The sequence below is a fragment of the Streptomyces sp. NBC_01478 genome (assembly GCF_036227225.1).
Classification (GTDB): domain Bacteria; phylum Actinomycetota; class Actinomycetes; order Streptomycetales; family Streptomycetaceae; genus Streptomyces.
Genome location: NZ_CP109444.1, coordinates 9,836,163 through 9,853,502 on the forward strand (window position 1 = coordinate 9,836,163; position 17,340 = coordinate 9,853,502).

The following is a 17,340-nucleotide window of genomic DNA, read 5'->3' on the forward strand; positions in this document are numbered from 1 at the left end:
CCGTCACCCGATGCGGCAACAGCTCCCCGGACCGGCCTCCACTTCGGCATCCGGACGGCTACGCTCAAGGGCTGTACGTCGTTCGGGCTACTGGGGAGGTATGCGGGATGACGGAGGAACGGCCTCCGGGAGCCGGATCGGCCTCCCTGTGGGAACGCGAGAAGGCAGTCGAGGGTGTGGCGCAGGCGATCGACGCGCTGCGCGCCGACGAGTCGTCCTCGGGCAGCCTGCTGATGGTCCGGGCCGAGGCCGGCTTCGGCAAGACCGCGCTGCTGGCCGAGACCCGCCGTATCGCCGGGGCACGCAAGTGCGTGGTCTGGCACGCCCGCGGCGGCGAGACCCTCAAGTCCGTCCCCTTCAACGTCGTACGGCAGTTGCTGCAGCCCGCGCTCCTCTCGCTGATGCCGGAGGAGGTCCGCGAGTACCTCGGCGACTGGTACGACATCGCGGGCCCCGCCCTCGGGGTCACCGAGCCCGGCGAGCGGCAGGCCGACCCGCAGGGCGTGTGCGACGGCCTGGTCGCCGCCGTGCGCCGCCTCGCCAAACGCGACTGGCCGCTGGTCCTGCTGATCGACGACGCCCACTGGGCCGACCAGGAGACCCTGCGCTGGCTCGCCGCGTTCGCCGAGCGCCTCGACGACCTGTCCGTGCTGGTCGTGGTCGCCCGCAGGCCCGGCGAGGTCAGCGGGGAGAGCGCCCGCTACCTGGACGCGATCGCCGCCGCCGCGGGCCCGCCGCCCACGGTCCTGGAATCCCTCACCCCGAAGGCCACCGCGGGGCTCACCCGCGCCACCCTCGGCCCGCACGCCGACGGCGCGTTCTGCCGCGAGGTGTGGGCGGTCACCGACGGCAACCCGTACGAGACCGTCGAACTCCTCGCCAAGGTGAAGGACAGCGGCCTCGCCCCCGTCGAGGACTCGGCCGCCGAACTGCGCGAGCTCAACCGCTCCGCGCGCGGCGGCGGACTGCTCGCCCGCCTGGACGACCTGGGCTTCGAGGCCACCCGGTTCGCCTGGGCCGCAGCCATCCTCGGCACCGGCATCTCCGTGGACCTGGTCGCCAAGCTCGCCACCATGAGCCGCGAAGAGGCGGTCCGCTGCGCCGAGTTACTGCGCGCCGACCGCATCCTCACCGCGCCCGACCCCGCCGCGTCCCAGGCCGGCGCGGGCGAGCTGGAGTTCGTCCACCCGCTGATCGCCAGCGACGTCTACGACTCCATCCCGGGCGGTGTACGCACGGCCATGCACGGCATCGCCGCCCAGGTCGTCACCGACAACGGGTTCGGCGCGGCCGCCGCCTCACGGCACCTCCTCAAGGTCCACCCGGACGACGACCAGGAACTCGTCGAGCAACTCCGCGAGGCGGCCCGCGAACACCTCTCCATCGGCGCCCCCGACGCCGCCCGCCGCTGCCTTGAGCGCGCACTCCTGGAGCCGCCGCTCACCGATACCCACGCGCACGTGCTCTACGAACTGGGCTGCGCCACCCTCCTCACCGCGCCCGCCACCACCATCGGCCACCTCCAGACCGCCCTCGGCATGCCCGGCCTCGACGGCCACGCACGCGTGGACGCCGTTTTCCGGCTGTCCCAGGCGCTCACCCACAACGACCAACTCGAGGAGGCCGTCCGCACCGTGGAGGCGGAGGCCGCCCGGTACGAACCCGGCGCCGCCCGGATGCGGCTCCAGGCCGTGCAGTTCATGTGGGAGGGCATCCACGCGGGCGAGGGCACCTCCCCGGGACGCTCCGAGCGGCTCGCCGCACTCGCCGGCATCTGCACCGGCCGGGACAACTCCGAGCGGGCCCTGCTGATCCTGCGCGGCTTCGACGCCATGACCCACGGCGAGAACGCCGAGGAGGTCGTCGAGGTCTGCGACCGTGCCCTCGTCAACGGACGGCTCGCTCCCGGACTCGGCTGGACCGACACCGAGTGGGGCCTGGAGATCCTCATGATGCTGGCCAGTGCGTACGCCTACACGGACCGCCTGGACCGCGCGGAGAGCCTCTACAACGAAGCCCTGCGCGCCTACGTGTCCGCCGGGTGGAGCGGCGGCCATCTCTCCCTGGCGCACGCCTACGTCGGCCTCGGGCACCGTCGGCGCGGCCGCCTCCGCGATGCCGAGACCTCGCTGCGCGAGTCACTGCGGCTCGCCGAGCGCGTCGGCCGCGGGCTGCCCCTGTACTGGTCGGCGACCTGCAACCTGGTCGACACGCTGCTCGCCCGCGGCCATGTCGAGGAGGCCTGGGAGACCGCGGAACAGTACGGCTTCACACCTCCGTACCCGTCCACCATCGTGCTGCCCGACCCGCGCTGTGTGCGCGGCCGGCTCCTGCTCGCCGTCGGCCGCACGAAGGACGGCATCAACGAACTGGAACAGGCCGCGAAGGCGGCGACCGTACGCGGCCACCACAACCCGGTCCTGGTCCCCTGGGCCGTGGACCTCGCCCGCGCCCTCGCCGTCGAGGACCCGACCCGCGCGGCCCAACTCGCCACGGACGCCCGCCGGCAGGCGGAACACTTCGGCACGGACACGGCGATCGGCGAGGCCCTCCGCTGCGCCGCGGCGCTGGAAACGGGGCAGCGTGCGGTACGGCTTGCTGCGCAGGCTGTCGCTTACCTGGAGTCCTCGCCGTGTCAGTACGAGCATGCGGCGGCCCGGGTCGAGTACGGCATCGCGGCGAGGTCCGTGGCGGAGATCAACAGGGGTCTGACGCTTGCGCGTTCGTGCGGGGCGGACGGCTTGGTGACACAGGCGCGGGAGGTGTTGGAGACGGGGAGGGGGTTGCGGTGAGTTGTCGTTCGGCTGCGGGCCGGTGGGGGCTGGTCACGCAGTTCCCCGCGCCCCTAAAGCATGGGCCGGTCTGCGTTTTGAGGAGTGCACAGTTCCTCGCGGCTCTAAAAGCCGCAGCGAAGCCGCGGGCCGCCAGCAGCGGACGGATCTCGCGGATCGCGCGGGTGACCGTGGAGCGGTCTACCCGATAGAGCTCCGCCAGGGCCACGTGCGGGAGTTGGAAGCGCAGCGCCACCAGGGTGACGACGACGCGGTCGAAGAACACCAGCTCGTGGTCCGGGCCCGCCCCGGGCGCGCGCATACGCTCGTGACCTCGACGTTCTCGCAGCCGGGACTCCTCAGCTGCCATCCAGGCGCCGGCGAGCTCGACGAGGAGTTTGCCGAGCCGCCGCGGCTGGAGACCGGTGAAGATACGCTTGGACTAGGCCGTGCGGCCCACGTATTGCGTCACAACAACACCCAAGCCGCACGGCCTACTTCATGCCTCGGCAGTGCCTCGATCATGATCACGCACCACGTCGTAAGGTACGGCCTATGTCTGATAGATCGATGTCTACGGGCCGCCTATGGGCAGTCCTGCTCGGGTTCGACGCTGTGGTTACTGCGTCGACGATCGTGGTGTGGAGGCAGAGCGGAACACCGTGGACCGAAACCTTGGTCAGTTCGGGTGTGGTTGCTCTTGCGGTCCTGATAGCCGGCCCATGGACGATAAGGCGGACCAGGGCAAGGGTCGAGGAAGCAATGCGGCAACAGCGTTGATCCAGTTCGGTCGCCTCTGAGAGTGCGGTATGTGACGTAATACCCGCTTCGGCCTTGGGGTTGGGTATGGGCCCCTGGTCGGCGGGTTGGGTTGGTGGTCAGGTGCGGGGCTGAGCGAACAGGCCGGGTTCGGGTTCGGTGAGGATGCCCCGTGTGACCAGGCGTTTCAGCTTGCACCGGATGCCTCCGGTGTTCTTCGGGAGTGGTCGGACTGGTCTCCGACCGCGCCGCCGAGAGGTGATCACCCATCAGCCGAACCGCCAGGCCGGCACCCCCAGCCCTCAATCGCACACCAGGTTGTTAGTCGCCCTCCTCCCCCAACACCCGCTGCGCCACAGCGAACGCCGAGTTCGCCGCAGGCACCCCGCAATACACGGCACTCTGCATCAGCACCGCCCCGATCTCCTCCGCCGTGAGTCCATTGCGCCGAGCCGCCCGCACATGCATCGCCAACTCGTCGTCATGCCCACGCGCAATCAACGCCGTCAACGTGACCATGCTCCGCTCGCGCCGCGACAACGTGGGGTCGGTCCAGATCTCCCCCCACGCATACCGGGAGATGAAGTCCTGGAAGCGGGCCGTGAACGGCGTCTGCCGAGCCTGCGCCCCCTCCACGTGGGCGTCACCGAGTACCTCCCGCCGCACCGCCATCCCCAGCCGCGCACCCCCACCGAGATGCGCCCGCAGCGCGCTCAGAACGGCCGACGGACACTCCGCGACCGCCAGATGCGAGGCTCCCGGAATCTCCACGAGGGCCGAGCCCGCCACCGCGTCGGCGATCTCCCGCAGATGCGCCGGCGGCGTCGCCGGGTCCTCGCGCCCGGCGATCACCAGCGTCCGCGCACGGATCTCGGAGAGCCGCGACCGCAGGTCGAACGCGGCCAGCGCGTCACAGCACGCGGCATACGCGGCCGGGTCGGCGGCACCCTGGTCGGCCACCAGCTCCGGCACGGTGAACCCGGGCGTGAACCAACGGGAGTCCGCGCTCTCCACCAGCCACCCCAGCCCCTCGCGCCGTACCCGCGCGGCCCGTTCCTCCCACGGCTTCGCCCCGTTGAAGTGCGCCGAGGAACAGATGACGGCGAGCGACGCGACCCGCTCGGGGTGATGCACCGCGAGATGCAGACCGACCGCACCCCCCAACGACACGCCCGCGTAGACGAATTGCTCGATCCCGAGCGAGTCGGCGAGCGCGAGCACCAGATTCGCGAGGTCCCCGACACTCGCCCCGGGACCGATCAGCCCGGGCGCCGAACCGCCGTGCCCGGGCAGGTCCCAGCGGATCACCCGGTGGGTGACGGACAGTTCGGGCGCGACCTTGTCCCACAGGGCGTACGACGTGCCCAGCGAGGGCCCGAGCAGCAGCGGGGGCGCGGAATCGGGCCCCTCGGCACGGAAGTTGAGGAGTTTCTCGGTCAACGTCGCTCCAGTGCACGGTCGGTGAGGGCTCCGGCGGAACCCGTATAACGGGCGGGGTCGGTGAGTGCGGAGAGGTCGAGGTCCTTCAACTCCGGCTCCCCGGCGAGCAGTTCGGCCAACGGGCGGCCGTCGGCATAGGCCGGCCGCGCGGCCTCCGTGAGCAGCTCCTTCGCCCGGGCCCGCCCGAGCAGCGGCGCCAGCTCGGCGGACAGCCGCTCGGAGACGATCAACCCATGGGTGAGATCCAGGTGTTGACGCATCACGTCCGGGTGGACCCGCAGCCCCTCGGTCAGTTCGGCCGCATTGCGCGCCGCACCGCCGACCAGCCGCAGCAGTTCCCTGAGCGGTTCCCACTCGGCGTGCCAGGCCCCGGCCGGCCGCTCGTCCTCGGCGACCAGCGAGCCGTACAGGACGGCCGCGAGCTGGGGTGCCCGGCGCGCGGCGGCGGCGATCAGCGTGGACCGTACGGGATTCGCCTTGTGCGGCATCGCGGACGAACCCCCGCCGCTGCCCTCCGAGACCTCGGCGATCTCCGTCCGGCCCAGGACGAGCACATCGGCGGCGACCTTGCCCAGGGCTCCCGCCGCGAAGGCCAGGCACCCGGCGAGATCGGCGATCGGCGTCCGGAGCGTGTGCCAGGGCAACAGCGGTGCCGCCAGACAGAGTTCACGGGCGTACGCGTCGGGCAGCGCGAGCGCGTCCTCCGCGCCGTACGCGGTGAAGGCTGCCAACGTGCCCGCCGCGCCCCCGAGTTGGACCGGCAGCGCACTTCGCGCGACCCGCACCCGATCCCGCGCGTCGAGCACCAGCGACCGCCACCCGGCGGCCTTCAGCCCGAAGGTCGTCGGTACGGCGTGCTGGGTGAGCGTGCGGCCCGGCATCGCGGTGTCGCGGTGGGCGGCGGCCAGCCGGGCCAGCGCGCTCTCCGTACGCGTGAGGTCGGCCAGGACCAGGTCCAGGGTGCGGGCGGCGACCAGCATCGTCGCCGTGTCCATGATGTCCTGGCTGGTCGCGCCCCAATGGACGTACGGGCCGTACTCCCCGCCGACCACCTTCGTCAGATCCGCGACCAGCGGGATCACCGGGTTCCCGCCGGCTCGGGCGCGCTCCGCGAGGGACCGTACGTCGAAGCGGTCCACGTCCGCCGCGACCGTCACCGCCGTCGCCGCCCCGGTGGGCGCGAGCCCCAGGGCCGCCTGGGCGCGGGTGAGCGCGGCCTCCGCGTCGAGCAGGGCCCGTAGATACGCGGTGTCGCCGGTCGCGGACGCGGCGGGGGAGCCGGCCCACCCGGGGGCGAGCAGGCCGGTGTCCGACGGGTCGGAAGAAGTCACTGGAACTCCAGGAAGACCGTTTCGCCTTCGCCCTGAAGGCGGATGTCGAAACGGTAGGTGCCCCTGCCGTCGTCCTGTGCGATCAGCGTGTCGCGCCGCGCCGGTTCCAGCCCGGACAGCAGCGGGTCCGTGGCCAGCGCGGCCTCGTCGCCCGGCAGATAGATCCGGGTGAAGAGGTGCACCAGCAGCCCGCGCGCGAACACGCACGCGCTCAGGTACGGGGCGCTCCGCCCGCGCGCGCCCGGCCGCAGTGTCCGCGCGTACCAGTGGCCGTTGGCGTCGGTCTGGATGCGGCCCCAGCCGGTGAACTCCACGCCGTTGCGGCCGAGATAGCCGCCGCTGGCCGGGTCGCGCCGGATCGAACCGTCGGTCCTGGACAGGTTGCCGTCGGGGTCCGCACCCCACAACTCGACGAAGGCGTCCGGCAATGGCCTGCCCTCGCCGTCGTACACGTACCCCTGGACGGTGATCGTGTCCGGGTGTCCGACGGGCGCGATGTCACCGCCGCCGGGGAACGGCAGCGCGTAGCCGTAGAAGGGCCCGACCGTGTGCGAGGGGGTCGGCAGCACGGACTCCGGACGGCTCGTGTCGATCTTCGTCATGGCGGGTCAGCGTCCTTCTTCGATCCAGGTGGCGTGCGGGCCGTCGAGCACGATGTCCCAGTGGTAGCCCATCGAGAACTCGGGCACCGACAGGCTGTGGTCGTACGTCGCGACGAGGCGCTGCCGGGCCGCGTCGTCCGTCACCGACTGGATGATCGGGTCGTACGGGAACAGCGGATCGCTCGGGAAGTACATCTGCGTCACGAGCCGCTGCGTGAACGCCGTGCCGAACATCGAGAAGTGGATGTGCGCCGGGCGCCAGGCGTTGACGTGGTTGCGCCAGGGGTAGGGGCCCGGCTGGACCGTGGTGAAGCGGTAGGTGCCCTCGTCGTCGGTCAACGTGCGCCCGACACCGGTGAAGTTGGGGTCCAGCGGGGCGTCGTGCTGCTCGCGCTGGTGCGCATAGCGGCCGGCCGAGTTCGCCTGCCAGATCTCCACCAACTGCCCCCGGACCGGCCGCCCGTCGCGGTCCAGCAGCCGCCCGGAGACGGTGATCCGCTCACCGATCGGCTCGCCGTTGTGCTGCCGGGTCAGGTCGTTGTCGATCTCGGTGATGTCCCGCTCGCCGAAGGCGGGGGAGGCCAGCTCCACCAGCTCCGGGTCCTTGGAGACGTCGATGGTGACCGGCGGCTGTTTCGGGTGACGGAGCAGGGAGGAGCGGTACGGGGCGTAGTCGCGGCGCGGGTGGTGCTCGACCGGCGCGCCGTCGGCGACCCGCTTCTCGTACGTCGCGTGCTCGGCCGCTATCTCGAGGTCGATGTCGTGCTGGGTGAGCGTCATGGGGTTCCTACCGTTCGAGGACGAGGGCGAGGCCCTGGCCCACGCCGATGCAGAGGGTCGCGACACCAACTCCATTTCCCTTGCGGGCGAGTTGGTGGGCGACGGTGCCGGCGAGCCGGGCACCGGAGGCGCCGAGCGGGTGACCGAGGGCGATGGCGCCGCCCTGCGGGTTGAGGATCGCCGGGTCGAACTCGGGCCATTCGGCGACACATCCGAGCACCTGGGCGGCGAAGGCCTCGTTGAGTTCGAGGACTGACAGATCGTCAAATCCCTTGCCCGCCTTGGTGAGTGCGCGGTTGACGGCTTCGACGGGGGCGAGTCCGAAGTAGTCCGGGTCGAGCGCGTGCACGCCGGTGGCGGAGATGCGGGCGAGAGGCTGACGGCCGGTGGCCTTGAGCCCTTCCTCGTCGACCAGGAGGAGCGCGGCGGCACCGTCGTTCAGCGGCGAGGCGTTGCCCGCCGTCACCGTTCCGTTCTCGGTGCGGAAGGACGGCTTGAGCCTGGCCATGGCGGCGAGCGACGCGTCCGGCCGTACGGACTCGTCGGCGGCGAAGGCGACCGGGTCGCCCTTGCGCTGCGGGACCGACACGGGCGCGATCTCCCCGTCGAAGAGCTCCGCTGCCTGTGCCTGGGCCGCCTTGTGGTGACTGGCGAGCGCGAACTCGTCCTGCTGCTCGCGGCTGATCTTGTGCTTGTCCGCGATCAGCTCCGCGCTCTCGCCGAGCGGGATGGTCCACTCCGGGTTCATGGCCGGGTTGGTCATGCGCCAGCCCAGCGTGGTCGAGTACAGCTCGGTGTGCCCGGCCGGGAAGGGCCGGTCCGACTTGGGCAGGACGTACGGTGCGCGGGTCATCGACTCCACACCACCCGCCACGGCGATGGAGGCGTCCCCGACCGCGATGGCGCGGGCCGCCTGGATGACCGCTTCGAGGCCGGAGGCGCACAGCCGGTTGACGGTCACGCCCGGGACGGAGGTGGGCAGGCCGGCGAGGAGGGCGGCCATGCGGCCGACGTTGCGGTTCTCCTCGCCGGCGCCGTTGGCGTTGCCGAAGTAGACGTCCTCGATGCGGGCGGGGTCCAGGTCCGGGGTGCGGGCGAGGAGTTCACGGATGGCGTGGGCGGCGAGGTCGTCGGGGCGGACGGACGCGAGCCCTCCGCTGTACCTGCCGATGGGGGTGCGGACGGCGTCGACGATGTAAACCGGGTTCACAGCAGGCCTTCCGTGACGATGAGTTTCGCGTCGGTCTTGGCGACGATCTCCTCGACGCCCACACCGGGTGCGGTCTCGGTCAACACCAGACCTTCGGGTGACACGTCGATCACGCCGAGATCGGTGATGACTCGGTTCACACATGCTCTGCCGGTGAGCGGCAGCGCGCACTCCGTGAGGATCTTCGGCGAGCCGTCCTTGGCGGTATGGGTCATGACGACGATGACGGTGCGGGCGCCGTGCACGAGGTCCATCGCCCCGCCGATCCCGGTGATCATCTTGCCGGGGATCGCCCAGTTCGCCAGGTCGCCCCCGGCCGACACCTGCATGGCGCCGAGGACGGCGACGTCGATATGTCCTCCCCGGATCATCCCGAAGGAGAGCGCGGAGTCGAAGAAGGACGCCCCCGGCAGGACCGTCACGGTCTCCTTGCCGGCGTTGATCAGATCCGGGTCGACCTGGTCCTCGGTCGGATAGGGGCCGGTGCCCAGGATGCCGTTCTCGGACTCGAGGATCACCTCGACGCCCGGCGGGAGGTAGTTCGGGATCAGGGTCGGCAGACCGATGCCGAGATTGACGTACTGCCCGTCCTCGAGCTCGCGGGCCGCACGGGCCGCCATCTCCTCACGTGTCCAGGCCATCAGCCGCTCACCGTCACCGTTCGCTGCTCGATCCGCTTGTCGGCGGCCTGCTCGGGGGTGAGGGCCACCACCCGCTGGACGAAGATCCCGGGCAGATGCACCGCGTCCGGGTCGATCTCGCCGGGCTCGACCAGTTCCTCGACCTCGGCGATCGTGACCTTGCCTGCCATCGCCGCGAGGGGGTTGAAGTTCCGGGTCGACTTGTTGAAGACGAGATTGCCGTGCCGGTCGCCCTTCGCGGCGCGGACCAGGGCGAAGTCGGTGCGGATCCCGCGCTCCAGGACGTACTCGGTGCCGTCGAACTCCCGCACCTCCTTCGGCGGCGAGGCGAGAGTGACGCCGCCCGAGCCGTCGTAGCGCCAGGGCAGTCCGCCCTCGGCGACCTGGGTGCCGACGCCCGCCGGGGTGTAGAAGGCGGGAATCCCCGCACCGCCCGCGCGCAGGCGCTCCGCGAGGGTGCCCTGGGGGATCATCTCGACCTCCAGTTCCCCGGCGAGGTACTGGCGGGCGAACTCCTTGTTCGCGCCGATGTAGGAGCCCGTCACGCGGGCGATCCGTCCGGCGGAGAGGAGGACGGCGAGGCCGGACTCCATCGCCCCGCAGTTGTTGGAGACCACGCCCAGGGCGCTGACACCGCGCTCGTAGAGGGCCTGGATCAGCACGTTCGGTACACCGCTCAGTCCGAAGCCGCCGACCGCGAGGGTTGCTCCGTCCGGCACATCGGCCACGGCCTCGTCGGCCGTGGCGACCACCTTGTCCATCCGTGAAGCTCCGTCCCGTTCGAGCGCCCGGTCGGCAATCGGCCGGCGATTGGCCAGCAATTGGTCAGGGCACTGAGCATTTCGGTGAAGTTTCCTTCACGCTGTCACTGCGGGGGCTCTCCGTCAAGACCCTGGAGAAGTACCAGCTCAGCTCCCCGCGCAGGGCTGGACTCGTCCAGGGGGCCTCCCGGTATCGTTCAGTGCACAGATGAATAAGACTGGATACGACTTCGGGAGGGCACATGGCCGCGGTGGACCTCACCACCCACCCCGGGCACCTCGCCCGGCGACTGCAGCAGGCGCACTACCTGCTGTGGAACACGATGGTCTCCGAGGAGATCACCTCGCCACAGTTCGCGGTGCTCAACGCGCTCGTCGACGAGCCGGGGCTCGACCAGCGCACGGTGGGGGAGCGGGTGGGCCTGGACCGGTCGACCATCGCCGAGGTGATCAGCCGGCTGGACCGGCGCGGGTACCTCGACAAGGTGCGCGATCCGCAGGACGGCCGCCGTTTCCTGCTGCGCCTCACCGACGACGGCATGCGCGTCCACCGCAAGCTGATCGTGCGCACGGCCCGGATGAACCAGCTTTTCCTCGCCCCGCTCTCCACCGAGGAACAGACCGTCTTCTTCGACCTCATCCAACGGGTCGCGGACGCGGCGGAGGGGCTCCGCAATCCCGGGGAACCCCTCGCCGCCCAGCGTTAGGCATCGCTCAACTCGGCGGAGGCTGCGGAGGGTTCAGCGCGCCGAGTTGCAGCAGCATCGCCAAGTCGTCGCGTACCGCCCGGCGTTCGGCGATCCGTCCGCCGACCGGGCGGTAGGCGAAGGCGGCGTCTCGCGCGCGGCGAGGACCCGCAGTGCGTGCTGGGCGTTCGGGTCCCCCGGATCGGCCGCCCTGCGGAATCGGACGAGGTCCTCGTCCGTCCGGTCCAGGCCGACAAAGAGCAGGCCCAAGGCGCACATACCGCCGGTGTTCCCGGCGTCGGCCGCTCTGCGGAACCGTTCCTCGGCCTCCCGTCGGCGGCCCCGGCCGAGCCACAGACCGGCCAGGGACACCTCCGCGTCGATGTCTCCCTGCTTCGCCGCCTGTTCGAAATGGCGCTCGGTGAGGGTGAGTTCACCCGTCACCTGGTGGTGGAGACCCAGGTTGAACTGCGACGGCGCGTGACCGCGCGAGGGCGCCTCGGCGTACCGGTGCAGCGCCTCGGCGGCCCGGCGGAACCACCGGACCGCGTTGGCGCGGTCACCGAGATCGACGTAGACGAGCGCGAGGTTGTACTGGGCGTTCACACTGCCCGACTCGGCCGCGCGGAGGTACGCGTCGCGCGCCTCCGCCAGCCGTCCCTGCTCGGCGTGAGTGACCCCCCGCTGGAACCACTTCCGGCCACTGAACCAACCACGTCCGCTCACGACTTCCCCCGCCCCGGCCGCACCGATCAAGGACGACAAAGTGGCTCAAGCGTGCGAAACCGCGAAAGTGCACCAGGCGGTCAGGCCTTCGCGAACACCACCCAGACCTGGCCCTTCGCAAAGTTCACCGGCGTAGCGTCCGACGTGGTGAACTCCGTTCCGTCCGTGGCCTTCTGCCGCTTCCAGTCGACGCTGAAGGTACGGCCGTCCCGCAGGACGTCCGCCTTCCCGGAGCCCACCGACTCGGTGTACGGCGTGTTGTTGCCGAGGACGTCGTGATAGACGGACTTGCGGATCTTCACGTACTGCACGACGACGGTCGCCGGAGCCACCCGCTTGCCGTCGGTCGTCACGGTGGGTGTGCCGTCCTCGGTGACCAGCCAGCGGTGCTTGCTCCCGGACCAGGTGAAGGTGAAACGGGCCGCTGGATACCGCACGGTACGAGAAGCGGTGGGCTTGCCGCCCGCGGGGGCCGCGCCGTAGTGGAAACCGGTCGTCAGGGCCGCCGCGCCCGGCGCCGAGGAGAGCAGCTTGGCCGGGTGCAGATAGAGGTTGTGCGGGGCGGATTTGGTGACCCCGCGGTAGTAGGCGCTCGCCACCTCGTCGGGCGACGCGGACCGCAGCGGGGCCTTGGCGATCAGCGGCAGCAGCTTGTGCTGGGCGCCGGAGAAGGCGAGCGTCGGCTCGTGGAACTGGCGCAGCAGCTCCAGGTCGGACACGCGGGCGCTGCGCACCGGTCCGACTGACTTGGGGAGCTTGGTGGCGAACACCGCCATCAGCCGGCTCAGCCCGCCCTCGACCTGCTCGGCGTAGACGATGTCCGCCGAGTCCAGACCCGTCTGAGGGCGGGCCGCGGGGACGTTGTCGATCTTCACCGCGAGCACCGGGCCGGCGGCGGGGGCGACCGTGCCGCCGGCGCTCGGGCTCTGTTCCGGGCTCTGCGTGGGGAACTGGATCTTTCCGCGCCCGTCGTCGACGGACGGGCCGTCATGTGCCGAGCAGCCCACCGCCAGGGAGGCCGTCATCGTGGCGGCCAGCAGCGCCGCTCTTCTCGCGCCGCGCCGCCGAGGCGTCCTGTGTCCCATGCCCACCGTTGCCACCAAGTCTGTGTTTTCGATTGTGCGCTTATAAGTTCATTGGTGGCCATACCCGCTCGGTTGTGTTTGTGCGCGCTGATTGCGCCGATCGGCCCAGGGGAAATACGGAAGAGGCCAGTCCGTGACCTGGGGAAGGGTCAGTCCGGCGAGTCCCAGGGGCCGAGAATCTCCGCAAGGTCGTAGCGGACGGGCTCCTCCAGTTGTGCGTACGTGCAGCTTTCTGGCGTGCGATCCGGGCGCCAGCGGCGAAAACGCGCCGTGTGCCGGAAGCGCGCGCCGTTCTCCATGTGGTCGTACGCCACCTCGGCCACCCGCTCCGGTCTCAGCGGCACCCACGACAGGTCCTTCTTGCCCGACCAGCGGCTCGGCGCGCCCGGCAGCCGGGCCGACTCGTGCGCGGCCTCCTCCGCCCAGGCCGCCCACGGATGTCCCGTCGGGTCGTCCATGCGCAGCGGCGCCAGTTCCTCGATCAGCTCGGCGCGCCGCTTCATGGTGAAGGCGGCGGACACCCCCACGTGCTGGAGGGTGCCGTGATCGTCGTACAGGCCGAGAAGGAGGGACCCCACGACGGGCCCGCTCTTGTGCAGGCGGTACCCGGCGACGACGACATCGGCCGTCCGCTCGTGCTTGATCTTGAACATGGCGCGCTCGTCCTGGCGGTAGCGCAGGTCCAGCGGCTTCGCCACGACACCGTCCAGCCCGGCGCCCTCGTACTGCTCGAACCACCGTTGCGCGACCTCGATGTCAGTGGTCGCGGGCGCCAGATGCACGGGCGCGGTCGCACCGGACAGCGCCCGGGCCAGCAGCGCCCGCCGGTCGCCGAGTCCCACGTCGAGCAGCGACTCGTCGGCCAGCGCCAGCAGGTCGAAGGCGACGAACGAGGCCGGCGTCCGCTCGGCCAGCGTCCGCACCCGCGACTCGGCCGGGTGGATGCGCTCGGTCAGCGCGTCGAAGTCGAGCCGCCCCTCCCGGGCGATCACGATCTCCCCGTCCAGCACGCACCGCTGCGGCAGCCGCTCCTTCAGCGCCTCGACGAGCTCGGGAAAATACCTGGTCAGCGGCTTTCCGGTACGGCTGCCCAGCTCGGCCTCCGCACCGTCACGGAACACGATCGCCCGGAAGCCGTCCCACTTCGCCTCGTAGTGCATGCCCGGCGGAATCCGCGCCACCGACTTGGCGAGCATGGGCTTCACGGGCGGCATCACCGGCAGATCCATGACTCCGATTCTGCGCCCGTACGACGCTCACCGCCCGGTGTGCGAGCTGTGCGCGGGAGGCCTACGGTGGCTCGCATGGGCGAAGCGGTGGAACTGGAGGCGGGCGGCCGGACCGTACGGCTGTCCAGTCCCGGCAAGATCTTCTTCCCGGAGCGCGGCTTCACCAAGCTGGACCTCGCCCAGTACTACATCGCGGTCGGCCCGGGGATCCTCCGCGCCCTGCGGAACCGCCCGACCACCCTGGAGCGCTATCCGGACGGGGTCGAGGGCGAGAACTTCTTCCAGAAGCGGGCACCCAAGAACATGCCCGACTGGATCCCGACCGCCCACATCACCTTCCCCAGCGGACGCAGCGCCGACGAGATGTGCCCCACCGAACAGGCCGCCGTCCTGTGGGCCGCCCAGTACGGCACGCTCACCTTCCACCCCTGGCCGGTACGCCGCGACGACGTCGACAGCCCCGACGAACTCCGCATCGACCTCGACCCACAGCCCGGCACCGACTACGACGACGCGGTCCGCGCCGCCCATGAACTCCGCGCCGTACTCGACGAGTTCGGCGGTCTGCGGGGCTTCCCCAAGACCTCCGGCGGACGCGGCCTGCACGTCTTCGTCCCCATCGAACCGCGCTGGACCTTCACCCAGGTCCGCCGCGCGGCCATCGCGGTCGGCCGGGAGCTGGCGCGCCGGATGCCCGACCAGGTGACGATCAACTGGTGGAAGGAGGAGCGCGGCGAGCGCATCTTCGTCGACTACAACCAGACCGCCCGCGACCGCACCATCGCCTCCGCCTATTCCGTACGACCCCGCCCGCACGCCCCCGTCTCGGCGCCCCTGCGCTGGGACGAGGTCCCCGTCGCGCACCCCCGGGACTTCGACCTCGCGACGATGCCGGCCCGGTTCGCCGAACTCGGCGACGTGCACGCCGACATGGACGACCACCGCTTCTCCCTGGACGCCCTGCTCGAACTGGCCCGCCGCGACGAACACGATCACGGGCTGGGCGATCTGCCGTATCCGCCGGAGTACCCGAAGATGCCGGGGGAGCCGAAGAGGGTGCAGCCGAGCAGGGCGAGGAAGGCCGCTGCCTCGGATTCCGCCGCCGACTCCGACCCTGACGGATCATGAACGCATGACTCGCCTGCTGACCCGGAGCCACCTCGGTGCCCTGTGGGAACCCCCGGCCTGTATCGCCGCGTTGCGGGCCGGCTTCCTCGCCGTGGGGGCCGAGGTGGCGATCCCGGGCCAACGGGTGCGCACCGACCTGCCGTTCCCCGGTACGGCCACCGCCCTGCTGCCCGGACTGCTGCCGGGCATCGAGGCGTACACGGTGAAGGTCAACGCCAAGTTCCCTGACGCACGGCCCGCGTTGAGAGGCGTGCTGTGCCTGCACAGCGGTGTGGACGGTGAGTTGCTCGCCCTCCTGGACTCGGCGACGGTGACCGCGTGGCGGACGGGGCTGGCGGCCGCCCTGGGCACGCATGCCCTCGCGGGGCCGGCGGAGGGCGCGGTGGTGGGGGTGATCGGCGCGGGAGCGCAGGCCGAGTTGACGGTGCGAGGACTGGGCGCGCTGCGGTCCTACGGCGAACTCCTCGTCCACGACACGGACGTGGACCGCGCGGCCGCGTTCGCCCTGCGGCACGGCGGCCGGGTGCTCGGCTCGGCGAAGGAGATCGCCTCGGCCGCCGACATCGTCCTGCTGGCGACCTGGTCCCGCACTCCGCTGCTGTCCCTCGCGGACACCGGGGAAGGGCAGCACCTCACCAGCCTGGGCGCCGACGAGCCGGGCAAGCGGGAACTCGCCGCCGACCTGCTCGACGCGGCACTCGTCGTCGTCGACGACCGTCAACTCGTCGAGTCCGTCGGCGCGTTGACCCCGACCGACATCGACACCACGCTCGGCGACGTACTGCGCGGCGACCACCCGGGACGGACCGACACCGTCGCCCGCTCCGTCTACGCCCCGGTCGGGCTGCCGTGGCAGGACCTGGCGCTCGCGTGGCTGGCGTACGAGCGGGCGGAGCGGGACGGGGTCGGACGGCAGGTGGATCTGCTGGGGTGAGGGGATGCCGCCGAGTTGGGAGCGCTCTCACCGTCCGGTTCTCCCGCGGCTATCCTGATCCGCATCGTCGAGGAGGGGTCCAGAAGTGACCGAGACAGCACCGCGTCCCACGCTGGAGGCCGTGGCCGCGCGGGCGGGGGTGTCGCGGGCCACCGTCTCCCGGGTGGTCAACGGCGGGGACGGGGTGCGGGAATCACTCGTCGAACGAGTCCGGCAGGCCGTGGAGGAACTCGGGTACGTCCCCAACCAGGCCGCCCGGAGCCTGGTCACGAAGCGGCACGACGCCATCGCGGTGGTGATCGCCGAACCGGAGACCCGCGTCTTCGCCGACCCCTTCTTCGCCATGCAACTCCGCGGCATCAGCAAGGAGTTGACCGCCCACGACTCCCAACTGGTGCTGCTCCTCACGGAAGGCCGCGCCGACCACGTCCGCGTCGGCCGCTATCTCGCCGGCGGCCATGTGGACGGCGCGCTCGTCTTCTCCCTGCACCTCGACGACCCGCTGCCCGGACTGATCCAACGGGCCGGTGTCCCCACGGTGTTCGGCGGCCGGCCCTCCTGGAGCGAGGGGACACGCGCCTTCGGCCCCACGGTGTACGTCGACTGCGACAACCGGGGCGGCGCCCGTGAGGCCGTACGGCATCTCGTCGGGCTCGGCCGCACCCGGATCGCGCACATCACCGGCGCGCTCGACCAGACGTCCGCGGTGGACCGGCTCGACGGGTTCCGGGACGTCATGGTCGACGTCGACCCGCGGCTGATCGTCGAGAGCGACTTCACTCCGGGCGGCGGTGAGCGTGCGATGCGGGAACTCCTGGACCGCTGCCCCGATGTGGACGCCGTGTTCGCCGCGAACGACCTCACCGCGTACGGCGCGCTGAAGGTGCTGCGGGAGGAGGGGCTGCGGGTGCCCGAGGACGTGGCGGTGATCGGCTTCGACGACATGCTGCCGGTCGCCGAACAGACCGAGCCGCCGCTCACGACGGTCCGTCAGGACATCGAGGAGATGGGCCGGTTGATGGCCCGCCTGCTGCTGCGCGGCCTCGACCGCCGGGGCGTCCGGGACGGCATCGGAGGCGCGCCGTCCAGCGTGATCCTGCCGACCACACTGGTCCACCGCGCCTCGGCGTGAGCGACGACCCGGCGGTGCTGCCGGGTTCTGGGCTTGGCGGAGCCCGAGTGGTGCCGTCGGGCACATGCGCACCCCTGCAAGGGGATTTGCCCTCGGCGGGCCGGTTCGTTCCGCACTGCCCACTC

16 protein-coding genes are annotated in these 17,340 nt (G+C 71.2%); 5 read left to right on the forward strand and 11 right to left on the reverse strand.

The window, feature by feature from the left end; translation table 11 throughout:
- Window positions 1–107: 107 nt before the first annotated feature.
- Window positions 108–2,792, forward strand: coding sequence for an ATP-binding protein (locus OG223_RS43970; protein WP_329261726.1), 2,685 nt, complete (start codon window positions 108–110; stop codon window positions 2,790–2,792).
- Here the strand turns inward: OG223_RS43970 and OG223_RS43975 are convergent.
- The 8 genes from OG223_RS43975 to OG223_RS44010 all read right to left on the reverse strand — a co-directional run bounded on the left by OG223_RS43975 (window position 2,698) and on the right by OG223_RS44010 (window position 10,295).
- Entirely contained in the window at window positions 2,698–3,141 is a 444-nt protein-coding gene (locus OG223_RS43975) for a helix-turn-helix domain-containing protein (RefSeq protein WP_329261729.1), read from the reverse strand. The genes OG223_RS43970 and OG223_RS43975 overlap by 95 nt on opposite strands.
- Window positions 3,142–3,851: 710 nt before the next feature.
- The gene (gene pcaDC, locus OG223_RS43980; RefSeq protein ID WP_329261732.1) at window positions 3,852–4,970 is read right to left on the reverse strand and encodes a bifunctional 3-oxoadipate enol-lactonase/4-carboxymuconolactone decarboxylase PcaDC; all 1,119 of its coding nucleotides are present in this window, start codon (window positions 4,968–4,970) and stop codon (window positions 3,852–3,854) included.
- A complete protein-coding gene (gene pcaB / locus OG223_RS43985) occupies window positions 4,967–6,301 on the reverse strand; it encodes a 3-carboxy-cis,cis-muconate cycloisomerase (RefSeq protein ID WP_329261735.1) in 1,335 nt (444 codons plus the stop codon). The genes pcaDC and pcaB overlap by 4 nt, the downstream gene beginning before the upstream one ends.
- Complete coding sequence (pcaG, locus tag OG223_RS43990; protein WP_329261738.1) at window positions 6,298–6,903, reverse strand: protocatechuate 3,4-dioxygenase subunit alpha; 606 nt, start codon at window positions 6,901–6,903, stop codon at window positions 6,298–6,300. Before pcaG ends, pcaB begins: the two co-directional genes overlap by 4 nt.
- Before the next feature lie 6 nt (window positions 6,904–6,909).
- Complete coding sequence (gene pcaH / locus OG223_RS43995) at window positions 6,910–7,683, reverse strand: protocatechuate 3,4-dioxygenase subunit beta (protein ID WP_329261741.1); 774 nt, start codon at window positions 7,681–7,683, stop codon at window positions 6,910–6,912.
- Between the two features lie 7 nt (window positions 7,684–7,690).
- A complete protein-coding gene (locus OG223_RS44000) occupies window positions 7,691–8,893 on the reverse strand; it encodes a thiolase family protein (RefSeq protein WP_329261744.1) in 1,203 nt (400 codons plus the stop codon).
- Window positions 8,890–9,534, reverse strand: a complete 645-nt coding sequence (locus OG223_RS44005; protein WP_329261747.1) for a CoA transferase subunit B — start codon at window positions 9,532–9,534, stop codon at window positions 8,890–8,892. The genes OG223_RS44000 and OG223_RS44005 overlap by 4 nt, the downstream gene beginning before the upstream one ends.
- The gene (locus tag OG223_RS44010) at window positions 9,534–10,295 is read right to left on the reverse strand and encodes a CoA transferase subunit A (RefSeq protein ID WP_329261750.1); all 762 of its coding nucleotides are present in this window, start codon (window positions 10,293–10,295) and stop codon (window positions 9,534–9,536) included. The genes OG223_RS44005 and OG223_RS44010 overlap by 1 nt, the downstream gene beginning before the upstream one ends.
- Before the next feature lie 242 nt (window positions 10,296–10,537).
- On the opposite strand from OG223_RS44010, the gene OG223_RS44015 reads away from it, so the two are divergent.
- The gene (locus tag OG223_RS44015) at window positions 10,538–11,002 is read left to right on the forward strand and encodes a MarR family winged helix-turn-helix transcriptional regulator (protein ID WP_329261753.1); all 465 of its coding nucleotides are present in this window, start codon (window positions 10,538–10,540) and stop codon (window positions 11,000–11,002) included.
- 33 nt (window positions 11,003–11,035) lie between these two features.
- Here OG223_RS44015 and OG223_RS44020 read toward each other — a convergent pair whose 3' ends face one another.
- The 3 genes from OG223_RS44020 to OG223_RS44030 all read right to left on the reverse strand — a co-directional run bounded on the left by OG223_RS44020 (window position 11,036) and on the right by OG223_RS44030 (window position 14,021).
- Entirely contained in the window at window positions 11,036–11,707 is a 672-nt protein-coding gene (locus tag OG223_RS44020) for a tetratricopeptide repeat protein (RefSeq protein ID WP_329261755.1), read from the reverse strand.
- 80 nt (window positions 11,708–11,787) lie between these two features.
- Entirely contained in the window at window positions 11,788–12,792 is a 1,005-nt protein-coding gene (locus OG223_RS44025) for a DUF3048 domain-containing protein (RefSeq protein ID WP_329261758.1), read from the reverse strand.
- A 149-nt stretch (window positions 12,793–12,941) separates the two neighbouring features.
- Window positions 12,942–14,021, reverse strand: a complete 1,080-nt coding sequence (locus OG223_RS44030; protein WP_329261760.1) for an ATP-dependent DNA ligase — start codon at window positions 14,019–14,021, stop codon at window positions 12,942–12,944.
- 75 nt (window positions 14,022–14,096) lie between these two features.
- Between OG223_RS44030 and ligD the strand changes: the two genes are divergently transcribed.
- From ligD to OG223_RS44045, 3 genes are all read left to right on the forward strand, one after another.
- Window positions 14,097–15,149: a non-homologous end-joining DNA ligase gene (gene ligD, locus OG223_RS44035; protein WP_329261763.1), complete on the forward strand. Its 1,053-nt coding sequence runs from the start codon at window positions 14,097–14,099 to the stop codon at window positions 15,147–15,149.
- Window positions 15,150–15,153: 4 nt separating this feature from the next.
- Window positions 15,154–16,083, forward strand: coding sequence for an ornithine cyclodeaminase family protein (locus OG223_RS44040; RefSeq protein WP_329261766.1), 930 nt, complete (start codon window positions 15,154–15,156; stop codon window positions 16,081–16,083).
- An 85-nt stretch (window positions 16,084–16,168) separates the two neighbouring features.
- Window positions 16,169–17,215, forward strand: coding sequence for a LacI family DNA-binding transcriptional regulator (locus OG223_RS44045; protein ID WP_329261768.1), 1,047 nt, complete (start codon window positions 16,169–16,171; stop codon window positions 17,213–17,215).
- Window positions 17,216–17,340 lie beyond the last annotated feature (125 nt).

Coding starts and splice junctions, on each gene's coding strand:
- pcaG (WP_329261738.1), bottom strand. CDS start 6,903: ATGACGAAGATCGACACGAGCCGTCCGGAGTCCGTGCTGCCGACCCCC.
- OG223_RS44025 (WP_329261758.1), bottom strand. CDS start 12,792: ATGGGACACAGGACGCCTCGGCGGCGCGGCGCGAGAAGAGCGGCGCTG.
- OG223_RS43975 (WP_329261729.1), bottom strand. CDS start 3,141: ATGGCAGCTGAGGAGTCCCGGCTGCGAGAACGTCGAGGTCACGAGCGT.
- OG223_RS43970 (WP_329261726.1), top strand. CDS start 108: ATGACGGAGGAACGGCCTCCGGGAGCCGGATCGGCCTCCCTGTGGGAA.
- OG223_RS44040 (WP_329261766.1), top strand. CDS start 15,154: ATGACTCGCCTGCTGACCCGGAGCCACCTCGGTGCCCTGTGGGAACCC.
- OG223_RS44010 (WP_329261750.1), bottom strand. CDS start 10,295: ATGGACAAGGTGGTCGCCACGGCCGACGAGGCCGTGGCCGATGTGCCG.
- OG223_RS44030 (WP_329261760.1), bottom strand. CDS start 14,021: ATGGATCTGCCGGTGATGCCGCCCGTGAAGCCCATGCTCGCCAAGTCG.
- pcaH (WP_329261741.1), bottom strand. CDS start 7,683: ATGACGCTCACCCAGCACGACATCGACCTCGAGATAGCGGCCGAGCAC.
- OG223_RS44005 (WP_329261747.1), bottom strand. CDS start 9,534: ATGGCCTGGACACGTGAGGAGATGGCGGCCCGTGCGGCCCGCGAGCTC.
- ligD (WP_329261763.1), top strand. CDS start 14,097: ATGGGCGAAGCGGTGGAACTGGAGGCGGGCGGCCGGACCGTACGGCTG.
- OG223_RS44015 (WP_329261753.1), top strand. CDS start 10,538: ATGGCCGCGGTGGACCTCACCACCCACCCCGGGCACCTCGCCCGGCGA.